Genomic DNA, 9605 nt, shown 5'->3' on the forward strand with positions numbered 1-9605 from the left:
CTTCGCCGGGATGACGATGATGGGCCTCGATTTCACGTAGAACTGGCACGCGACGCCCGGCGGCGCTACATCGCGGCGATGCGTCCCCCCCAGAAGACTTCGCCGGGCAAGACCCTGCCGCCGCCCAAGCGCGGCCGCCGCCAGGCGCGCACCGCGCCCGCCGCCCCGGCCAACCCGCATCCCGCCCGCGCCGCCGCCAAGGGCGGACGCGAGCCGCAGCGCATCGCCAAGCTGCTCGCCCGCGCCGGCATCGCCTCGCGCCGCGAGATCGAGCGGATGATCGCCGAGGGCCGCGTCGCGATCGACGGCGCCGCGATCGACACCCCCGCGACGCTGCTCACCTCGCTCAAGGGCGTGACCGTCGACGGCAAGCCGGTGGCCGCGCCGGAGGCGACCCGCCTGTTCCTGTTCCACAAGCCCAAGGGGCTGCTCACCACCGAGCGCGACCCCAAGGGGCGGCCGACCATCTATGACCGGCTGCCCGCCGGGCTGCCGCGGGTGATGCCGGTCGGCCGGCTCGACCTCAACACCGAGGGGCTGCTGCTGCTGACCACCGACGGCGAGTTCAAGCGCCAGCTCGAACTGCCCTCGACCGGGGTCGAGCGGATCTATCGCGCGCGCTGCTATGGCACCGTCCACCAGGAGCAGCTCGAGGCGCTGATCGAAGGGATCGAGATCGACGGCGTCCGCTACGGATCGATCGACGCGAACATGGAGCGCCGCACCGGCGCCAATGTCTGGATCGAGATGAAGCTGCGCGAGGGCAAGAATCGCGAGGTGCGCCGCGTGCTCGAGCATCTCGGCCTCGAAGTGTCGCGGCTGATCCGCATCGCCTATGGCGCGTTCGAGCTCGGCGATCTCCAGCCGGGCGAGGTCGGCGAGATCGCCCAGCACCAGCTCGTCGCCTTCCGCAAGACGCTCAAGGGCGGCCGCGAATGAGGATCATCGCCGGCCGGTGGCGCGGCCGGCCGCTGATCGCGCCGCAGGGACAGGCGACCCGGCCGACCTCCGACCGCACCCGCGAGGCGCTGTTCTCGATGCTCGCCAGCCGGATCGGCAGCTTCGAGGGGCTGGCGGTCGCCGATGTCTGCGCCGGCACCGGCGCGCTGGGGCTGGAGGCGCTGTCGCGCGGCGCGGCGCGCTGCACCTTCGTCGAGCGCGACCGGGCGGCGGTCGAGGCGCTGCGGGCGAACATCGCGAAGCTCGGCGCCGAGGCGGAGGTCCGGGCGATCGCGGCGGAAAGCTTCGCGGGCGGCGCCTATGACCTGGTGCTGATCGACCCGCCCTACGGCACCGGCCTCGGCCAGAAAGTGCTGCCCGCGATCGGGCTGGCGCCGGGCGGCTGGGCGAGCATCGAGACCGCGCGCGACGAGGCGGTGGCGGTGCCCGGCTTCACCGTGGAGGCCGAGAGGGTCCACGGCAAGGCACGGATCACGCTGCTACGGTCTGCACCCTAGAGCGGGCGGCGGCGGCCACCGACGGCGCGGTCGAATCGAGCAGCGCGATGCCGTTGACGATCGCCAGCATCATCGCCGCCGCGTTGCGCGAGGAAACCCCGGCCGGGAAGCGCACGGTGCTGACGATCCAGTCGTTCCACGTCTCGGCGATGCGCGTCGCGGCAGCGGCGTAGACGGTGTCGCCGCGCGCCGCGCGCGCCGCGATCTCGAACCACAGCTCGACGAAGGGCTTGGCCTCCGGCGTCGCCATCAGCGCAGTGGTGTGGCCGACCATGTTGTGCGGCGCGATGCGTATCCCGCGCGAGCTGCGCGCCAGATAGTCGGTGAAGCGATCCGACACGCAGCCGAGGACGTCGTCCATCAACGCGGCCTTGGCGCCGAAATAATAGAGCAGCATGCGGTCGCTGGTGCCGAGCCGCGCCGCCGCCGGGCGCAGCGACAGCGCGTCGAGCCCCTCCTGCAGGACGATATCGGCCAAGGCCTCGGTCAGCAGGAGGCGCCTGGCCCCCCGGGCACTGGTATTCCCCATAATGCGAATCCCCCGATTCCCGGCGCCATGTAGCATAGGCGACAGGTACACGCACGGCGGGAATCGCGGATTTCCGCGCGGGCAGATGAGTCCCTCTGCCTCGAAACCGCCCTACCAGCCGCGCTGCTGCTTCATCCGGCGCACCTGCGCGTCGAACACCAGCTCGGCGAACTGGGCATGCTCGACGAGGCGCAGCGCGTCGGCGGCGCAGCGCTGCTTGACCTCGTCGGGCAGGGGGACGTCGGGGCCGCCGGCCTGGCCCGCCATGCACTGGATCTCGGCGGCGCGCTGGGCGGTCCAGAGCAGCATGAAGGTGGTCGGGATGTCGCGCTCGCACACCGCGACGCCATGGTTGCGCAGGACGAGCACATGCCGGTCGCCGAGGCTTTCGAGCATGCGCGGCCGCTCGTCGTCATAGAGGGTGATGCCCTCGAAATCATGATAGCCGACCCGGCCGAAGAGCTGCGCGCCGTAGAAATTATTGTGGTCGAAGCCGTCGCGCTTCATCGCCACCGCCGACAGCGCGTTGCTGTGGGTGTGCGCGACGCACATCGCGTCGGGCCGGTTCTGGTGGATCACGCCGTGCAGCGCGAAGCCGGCCGGGTTGGCGTCATGGTTGGATGAGCAGAGCTTGTTCCCGGCGACGTCGACGACCAGCAGGTTGTCGGGCCGGACCTCGCGATAGTCGAGCCCGAACGGGTTGACGAGATAATGATGGTCGGGCCCCGGCAGCCGGGCCGAGATATGGTTGAAGATCAGTTCGGACCAGCCGAAATAATCGACCAGATGGTAGAAGTCGGTGAGCTGCTGGCGAAGCCGCGCTTCGTCCGACGGGGTGCTGGCCATGGCATGTTCCTCTGCTGTCCGGCGCGCGCGCCGGGGCGGCGCTGCCGATCGGGAAAGGCTATCGGCCGCCGCCACAGGGTGTCAAGGAAGCCCGTCGCCATAAGCCGATTTTGCGCAATAAAGGCGGAGAATTATGGAGATATGCGCAAAATATCTCCATGCATGAACAATATTGCGCAAATCCAATCTGTCGATCTGGGTTCCGCCCGGCACAATGCAAAGCCGTTGCATCGGCTCAGGCCGGTCAGCAATAGTCGAGCGGCAGCGCCGTGGTCTGCTTCATTCCCTTGAGGATGATGTTCGACCGGATCGAGACGATGTCGCCGCCGACCATCAGCTTGTTCGAGATGAACTCCGAATAGCTTTCCAGGTCGCGGGTGACGACGCGCAGGATATAGTCGGCGTCGCCGGCGATATATTCGCACGAGGTGACCTCGGGCAGCGCGTCGACGAGCTGCTTGAAGCGCGCCTCGGTATCGGCGCCATGGTCCTTGATCTTGACGATGATGTAGGAGGAGACGTTGAGGTTGAGCCGTGGCCGGGCGAGGATGCCGGCGATCTTCTCGACATAGCCCTCGTCCTTCAGCCGCTGCAGCCGGCGCGAGCATTGCGCCGGCGACAGGTGGATCAGGGTGCTGAGCTCGCTGGGGCCGATGCCGCCATTCTCCTGCACGCAGGCGAGGATCTTGCGGTCGAACCCGTCGAGCTTGCCGTTGGACGACATGACGCGTCTCCCCCTCTTTGAAAGCCGATGAAAGCGATGTGCATCATAAAGCCAATTCGTGCACGTGATGTCGCAATCATGGGCAAAGGGCTGCAACAACGCAAGCCGCGTTCGCGCCGCCTTCGCTAGGATCGCCGGGCTCGCACAGGTCGCGGGCCAGCAGCGAGACGATCCGTGCCCTTCCCCTGCCTCCAGCCCCAGCCCGCCGATCCCCTGCTGTCGCTCGCGCAGCTCGCGGGCGCCGACCGGCGGCCGTCGCGCCTCGACCTCAGCGTCGGCGTCTATCGCGACGAGGCCGGGCAGACCCCGGTGATGCGCGCGGTGAAGGCGGCCGAGCACCTCCTCGCGGAAACGCAGCCGACCAAGGCCTATCTCGGCATCCTCGGCAACGCCGTTTTCCTCGACCATGTCCGCGCGCTGGTGATGCCGGGGGTGGACGCGCGGGACGTCGCCGCGATCCAGACGCCGGGCGGCACCGCGGCGCTGCGGCTCGCCGCCGAGCTGCTGGCGGCGGGCAAGCCCGATCGCACCATCTGGGTCGGCACCCCGACCTGGTCGAACCACCTGCCGCTGCTCGGCGGCGCGCGGCTCGATGTGCGCTGTTTCCCCGCCTTCGACATCGCCGCGCAGGCGCCGCTGGTCGACCGCATGCTCGACGTCATCGCCGCCGCCGCGCCCGGCGATGCCTTCCTGCTCCAGCCGCTGTGCCACAATCCGACCGGCGTCGACCTGACGCCCGAGGCCCTCGCCGCGATCGCCGACGCGCTGGCCGCGCGCGGCGTCGTGCCGCTGATCGACGTCGCCTATCACGGCTTCGGCCGCTCGCTGGAGGAGGACAGCGAACGGCTGGCCGCGCTGCTCGACCGGCTGCCCCATGCGCTGCTGACCTATTCGTGCAGCAAGAATTTCGGGCTCTACCGCGAACGGGCCGGCGCGCTGTTCAGCGTCAACCGGGGCGGCGCGCTGCGCGACCTGATCACCGGCAACCTCCAGGCGCTGGCGCGGACGAGCTGGTCGATGCCGCCCGACCATGGCGCGGCGGTGGTCGCGACCATCCTCGGCGACGCGGCGCTCGCGGCCGACTGGCGGCAGGAGCTGGCGGCGATGGTCGCCCGCGTCCGCGCGGTGCGGCAGGCGCTTGCCGGCCATGGCGTCGTCGGCGCGATCGACCTCGGCCCGGTCGCGGGGCAGTCGGGCATGTTCAGCCTGCTGCCGTTCGGCGCCGAGCTCGCCGCGCGGCTGCGCAGCGACCATGCGGTCTACATTCCCGATTCGGGCCGGATCAACGTCGCCGGGCTCGCCGCTGACCGGGTCGACGGCTTCGTCGCGGCGCTGCGCGCGGCGCAGATGCGCTCGGCCGCCTGATCATGGCGCGGTTCGGCGTGATCGGCGCCGGCGCGATCGGCAGCACCATCGTCTGCCGCCTCGCCGCCGCGGGCGAGGAGGTCGTGCTGTTCGCGCGGGGATCGCGCCGCACGGCTGTCGAGCGCGACGGGCTGCGCGTCCGCATCGGCGACACGGTGCAGGCGGCGCGGCCGCTGGTCGCGGAGAGCGGGGCGGCGATCGCCTGCGACACGCTGTTCCTCGCGGTCAAGGCCGACGCGCTGCCCGCGTTGCTCCCTGCGATCGCGGCCGCGAGCCACGCCGGCACCAGCATCGTGCCGCTCTGCAACGGCCTGCCCTGGTGGTATCGGCAGGCCGGCGACGCGCCGGGCGGCGCGATCGAGGCGGTCGATCCGGGCGGACGGCTGGCGGCGGCGATCGACCCCACACATGTCGTCGGCGCGGTCCTGTTCCTGCGCGCCGCGCTCGACGCCGACGGCATGGTCGAATCGCAGGGCGGCGAGCGGATGGCGATCGGCGCGGTGGCCGGCGGCGGCGACGCCGCGACGCGGATCGCCGCCGCGCTGGAAGGCGCGGGCATCGCCTGCCCGGTGGCGCCGTCGATCCGGCAGGTGCTGTGGAGCAAGATCGCGCTCAACCTGGCGACCAACCCGTTGTCGGCGGTCAGCCGCGCGACGCTGGCGCAGATGTGCGACGACGATCGCCTGCTCGGCATCGTCCGCGCGATCCTGGCCGAGACGCTGGCGCTCGCCGCGCTCGACGGCCAGGCGCCGCGCGAGGGCGTCGACGATCTGGTCGCGATCACCCGCCGCGCCGGGCCTTTCCTCACCTCGATGGCGCAGGACGCGATCGCGGGCCGCCCGCTCGAACTCGCGGCGATCGCCCAGGCGGTGCTCGACCTGGCCGACGATCATGGCCATCCGATGCCGGTCGCCCGGGCCGTCGCGGCGATGGCCGCCTGGCTGCACCCGCCGCGCGCGGCGGCGGCCTGATCGATCAGCCTTCGCGGCGGAGCACGACCGTCAGGTTGTTGGCCGGCATCGCGTGGATCGCCTCCAGCCGCAGCCCTTCGCCTTCGGCCAGCGCGACGACATCCTCCAGCCGGCGCAGGCCCCAGCGCTCGTCGCGGCGGCGCAGGTCGGCGTCGAAGGCGAGGTTGCTCGGCGCCGTCTCGACCCCCTGCTGGACATAGGGACCATAGAGCACCAGCGGCGCGCCGGCCGGCAGCAGCCTGCCCGCCGCGCGCATCAGGCCGACCGTCGCCTCCCACGGGCTGATATGGATCATGTTGACGCACAGCATCGCGTCGGCGCGCTCGACCGGCCAGTCGGCGGCGGCCGCGTCGATCGTCAGCGGCGGGCGCAGGTTGGGCAGGCGCGCCGCCTCGGCCCAGGCGCGGATCGAGGCGATCGCCGACGGGTCGGGGTCGCTCGGCTGCCAGGCGAGGTCCGGGAAGGCCTGCGCGAGGAAGATCGCATGCTCGCCGGTGCCGCTGGCGACTTCGAGGACGGTGCCCTCGGGCGGGAGAACGTCGCGCAGGATCGCGGCGATCGGCTCGCGGTTGCGCGCGGTGGCGGGGGCAAAGCGGCGGGCGTCGGTCATGGCCATGTCCTTCTGCGATCCTCCCCGGAACGGGGAGGGGGACCACCCGCAGGGTGGTGGAGGGGGCGCCGTGGAACGGCGCTGGCGCGCCGCGCCTCCACCGCTACGCGGTCCTCCTCCCCGTTCCGGGGAGGATTTACCGACTACTCCGCCGCTTGCGGAAGCGCCTCGTCCTTCCACACCAGCACCGGCTTGCGCGCGGCGGCGGTCTCGTCGAGGCGGCGGCGCGGGGCGAGGGCGGGAGCGGCCTTGAGCGCCTCGTCGCCGGCCCTGGCGCGGCCCGCCACCGAACGCAGCGCGCCGATGAACTGGTCGAGCGCCGCCTTGCTCTCGGTCTCGGTCGGCTCGATCAGCATCGCGCCGTGGACGACGAGCGGGAAGTACATCGTCATCGGGTGGAAGCCCTCGTCGATCAGCCCCTTGGCGATGTCGAGCGTGGTGAAGCCCTGTGCCAGCCCCTCGTCGCTGAACAGCGCCTCGTGCATGCACGGGCCGCTGTCGCCGAACGGCGCTTCGAGCAGGTCGTCGAGGCTGCGCAGGACATAGTTGGCATTGAGCACCGCATCCTCGGACACCTGGCGCAGGCCGTCGGCGCCATGGCTGAGGATATAGGTAAGCGCGCGGGTGAACATGCCCATCTGGCCGTGGAAGGCGGTCATGCGGCCGAAGCTGCCCGGATGATCCTCGCCCGCCGTCTCCTCCTCGACCAGCTTGAAGCCGCCGTCGGCCTGTCTGGCGACGAAGGGCAGGGGCGCGTAGGGCGCCAGCGCCTGCGACAGCACCACCGGACCCGAACCGGGGCCGCCGCCGCCGTGCGGGGTGGAGAAGGTCTTGTGCAGGTTGATGTGCATCGCGTCGACGCCGAGGTCGCCGGGGCGCACCCGGCCGACGATCGCGTTGAAGTTGGCGCCGTCGCAATAGACATAGCCGCCTGCTTCGTGGACCGCGTCGGAGATGCGCTTCATGTCGCGCTCGAACAGGCCGCAGGTGTTGGGGTTGGTGATCATCACCCCGGCGACGTCGGGGCCGAGCCGGGCGGTCAGCGCGGCGAGGTCGACCCGGCCGTCGGCGGTCGCCGGGATGTTCTCGACCTTGTAGCCGCAGAAGGCGGCGGTCGCCGGGTTGGTGCCGTGCGCCGATTCGGGGACGAGGATCACCGACCGGTCGCTGCCCGCCGCGTCGTGCGCGGCGCGGATCGCGAGCAGGCCGCACAGTTCGCCATGCGCGCCGGCCTTGGGGCTCATCGCGACGGCGTGCATGCCGGTCAGGGTGACCAGCCAGTGCGCGAGTTCGTCGATCACCGCCAGCGCGCCCTGCACCGTGTCGACCGGCGCGAGCGGGTGGATGTCGGCGAAGCCGGGCAGGCGCGCCATCTTCTCGTTGAGGCGCGGATTATGCTTCATCGTGCACGAACCGAGCGGGAACAGGCCCAGGTCGATCGCGTAATTCTGTCGGCTGAGGCGGGTGTAATGGCGCACCGCCTCGGGCTCGGTCAGGCCGGGCAGGCCGATCGGGCGGCTGCGCTCGAGCCCGCCGAGGCGGCCCGCGACACGCGGCGGCTCGGGCAGGTCGACGCCGGTGCGGGCATAGTCGTCGCGCTCGAAGATCAGCCCTTCCTCGAGCATCAGCGCGCGGTTGCCGGTGAAGGTCGCCGGGGCCTGCGACGCCGCGGCGGCGGTTTCCGGGCGCGTCACCCGGCCTTCGCTGTTCATGCTCATGCCGCGATCTCCGCTTCGAGGGCCTGGGCCAGGGTTTCGACGTCCTCCGCGCTCGCCGTCTCGGTCACCGCGACGACCAGGCCGCCCGCGAGGGCCGCCTCGCCCGGATAGAGCCGGCCGAGCGAGACGCCGCCGAGGATGCCCTTGTCGGCCAGCGAGCGGACCACCGGCCGCGCCTCGCGGGGCAGCTTCAGGGTGAACTCGTTGAAGAAGGCGCCGTTGACCAGCTCGACGCCGGGAACTTGCGCGAGCCGCTCGGCCGCAGCGACCGCGCCGGCATGGTTGAGCTCGGCCAGGCGGCGCAGCCCGGTCTCGCCGAGCAGGGTGAGGTGGACCGAGAAGGCGAGCGCGCAGAGCCCGGCATTGGTGCAGATGTTCGAGGTCGCCTTCTCGCGGCGGATATGCTGCTCACGGGTCGACAGGGTCAGCACGAAGCCGCGCTGGCCGTCGGCGTCGGCGGTGACGCCGGCGAGACGGCCGGGCATCTGGCGGACATGCTTCTCGGCGCAGGCGAACAGGCCGACATAGGGGCCGCCGAAGTTGAGGCCGACGCCGATCGACTGGCCCTCGCCGACGACGATGTCGGCGCCCATCTCGCCGGGCGAGCGGATCGCGCCGAGCGCCACCGGCTCGGTGACGACGGCGACCAGCAGCGCGCCCTTCTCATGGCACCGCGCCGCCAGTTCGGAGAGGTCGGCGACATGGCCGAGGATGTTGGGATTCTGGACGACGACGCAGCTCGTCTCGCCGTCGATCGCGGCGAGCAGGCGCGCCATGTCGTCGCCGGGCGCGCCGGGGGTCAGATCGGGGATCGCGGCGTCGAGCCGGTCGCCGGTGAAGCGCGCCATCGTCTTCGCGAGCGAGACATAATGCGGGTGGAGGCCGGCCGACAGGATCGCCTTGTCGCGCTTCGTCACCCGGCGGGCCATGGTGATCGCCTCCCAGCAGGCGGTCGACCCGTCATACATCGAGGCGTTGGCGACGTCGCAGCCGAACAGCCGCGCGACCTGCGTCTGGAACTCGAACAGCGCCTGCAGCGTGCCCTGCGCGATCTCGGGCTGATAGGGGGTGTAGCTGGTCAGGAACTCGCCGCGCTGGATCAGGTGATCGACGCTGGCCGGGACATGGTGGCGATAGGCGCCGCAGCCGAGGAAGAAGGGCGCCTCCCCCGCCGACAGGTTGCGCCTGGCGAGCCGGCTCATATGCCGCTCGACCGCCAGTTCGGAGGCATGGGCGGGCAGGCCCGCGATCGGCCCGGCGAGGCGGGCGGCCTCGGGCACGTCGACGAACAGGTCGTCGATCGAGGCGGCGCCGATCCGGGCGAGCATCGCCGAACGATCGGCATCGGTGAGGGGCAGGTAGCGCATCGTCCAGCTCTTTCACCC

10 protein-coding genes are annotated in these 9605 nt (G+C 71.3%); 4 read left to right on the plus strand and 6 right to left on the minus strand.

Going from position 1 to position 9605, the window contains the following annotated elements; genetic code table 11:
* Positions 1-78: 78 nt before the first annotated feature.
* Together HRJ34_RS19745 and rsmD are read left to right on the plus strand one after the other, a co-directional pair.
* Positions 79-939: a pseudouridine synthase gene (locus HRJ34_RS19745; protein ID WP_208632172.1), complete on the plus strand. Its 861-nt coding sequence runs from the start codon at positions 79-81 to the stop codon at positions 937-939.
* A complete protein-coding gene (gene rsmD, locus HRJ34_RS19750) occupies positions 936-1457 on the plus strand; it encodes a 16S rRNA (guanine(966)-N(2))-methyltransferase RsmD (RefSeq protein WP_016747431.1) in 522 nt (173 codons plus the stop codon). Before HRJ34_RS19745 ends, rsmD begins: the two co-directional genes overlap by 4 nt.
* Here rsmD and HRJ34_RS19755 read toward each other — a convergent pair.
* From HRJ34_RS19755 to HRJ34_RS19765, 3 genes are all read right to left on the minus strand, one after another.
* Positions 1432-1935, minus strand: coding sequence for a TetR family transcriptional regulator (locus HRJ34_RS19755; RefSeq protein ID WP_226948861.1), 504 nt, complete (start codon positions 1933-1935; stop codon positions 1432-1434). The genes rsmD and HRJ34_RS19755 overlap by 26 nt on opposite strands.
* A gap of 162 nt (positions 1936-2097) precedes the next feature.
* Positions 2098-2907, minus strand: coding sequence for a class II aldolase/adducin family protein (locus tag HRJ34_RS19760; protein WP_264319403.1), 810 nt, complete (start codon positions 2905-2907; stop codon positions 2098-2100).
* A 169-nt stretch (positions 2908-3076) separates the two neighbouring features.
* Entirely contained in the window at positions 3077-3556 is a 480-nt protein-coding gene (locus HRJ34_RS19765) for an Lrp/AsnC family transcriptional regulator (RefSeq protein WP_012048909.1), read from the minus strand.
* Positions 3557-3730: 174 nt separating this feature from the next.
* Between HRJ34_RS19765 and HRJ34_RS19770 the strand changes: the two genes are divergently transcribed.
* Together HRJ34_RS19770 and HRJ34_RS19775 are read left to right on the plus strand one after the other, a co-directional pair.
* On the plus strand, positions 3731-4921 hold the full coding sequence (locus tag HRJ34_RS19770; protein WP_208632174.1) for an aromatic amino acid transaminase: 1191 nt from the start codon (positions 3731-3733) through the stop codon (positions 4919-4921).
* Positions 4922-4923: 2 nt separating this feature from the next.
* Positions 4924-5892, plus strand: coding sequence for a ketopantoate reductase family protein (locus HRJ34_RS19775; protein WP_208632175.1), 969 nt, complete (start codon positions 4924-4926; stop codon positions 5890-5892).
* 4 nt (positions 5893-5896) lie between these two features.
* On the opposite strand, the gene HRJ34_RS19780 is transcribed toward HRJ34_RS19775, so the two are convergent.
* The 3 genes from HRJ34_RS19780 to gcvPA all read right to left on the minus strand — a co-directional run bounded on the left by HRJ34_RS19780 (position 5897) and on the right by gcvPA (position 9587).
* The gene (locus tag HRJ34_RS19780; RefSeq protein WP_208632176.1) at positions 5897-6508 is read right to left on the minus strand and encodes a DUF938 domain-containing protein; all 612 of its coding nucleotides are present in this window, start codon (positions 6506-6508) and stop codon (positions 5897-5899) included.
* A 137-nt stretch (positions 6509-6645) separates the two neighbouring features.
* Positions 6646-8220, minus strand: coding sequence for an aminomethyl-transferring glycine dehydrogenase subunit GcvPB (gene gcvPB / locus HRJ34_RS19785; protein ID WP_208632177.1), 1575 nt, complete (start codon positions 8218-8220; stop codon positions 6646-6648).
* Complete coding sequence (gene gcvPA, locus HRJ34_RS19790) at positions 8217-9587, minus strand: aminomethyl-transferring glycine dehydrogenase subunit GcvPA (protein WP_012048904.1); 1371 nt, start codon at positions 9585-9587, stop codon at positions 8217-8219. The genes gcvPB and gcvPA overlap by 4 nt, the downstream gene beginning before the upstream one ends.
* Between the last annotated feature and the right edge of the window lie 18 nt (positions 9588-9605).

Source organism: Rhizorhabdus wittichii (genome assembly GCF_017607425.1).
GTDB classification, from domain to species: domain Bacteria; phylum Pseudomonadota; class Alphaproteobacteria; order Sphingomonadales; family Sphingomonadaceae; genus Rhizorhabdus; species Rhizorhabdus wittichii.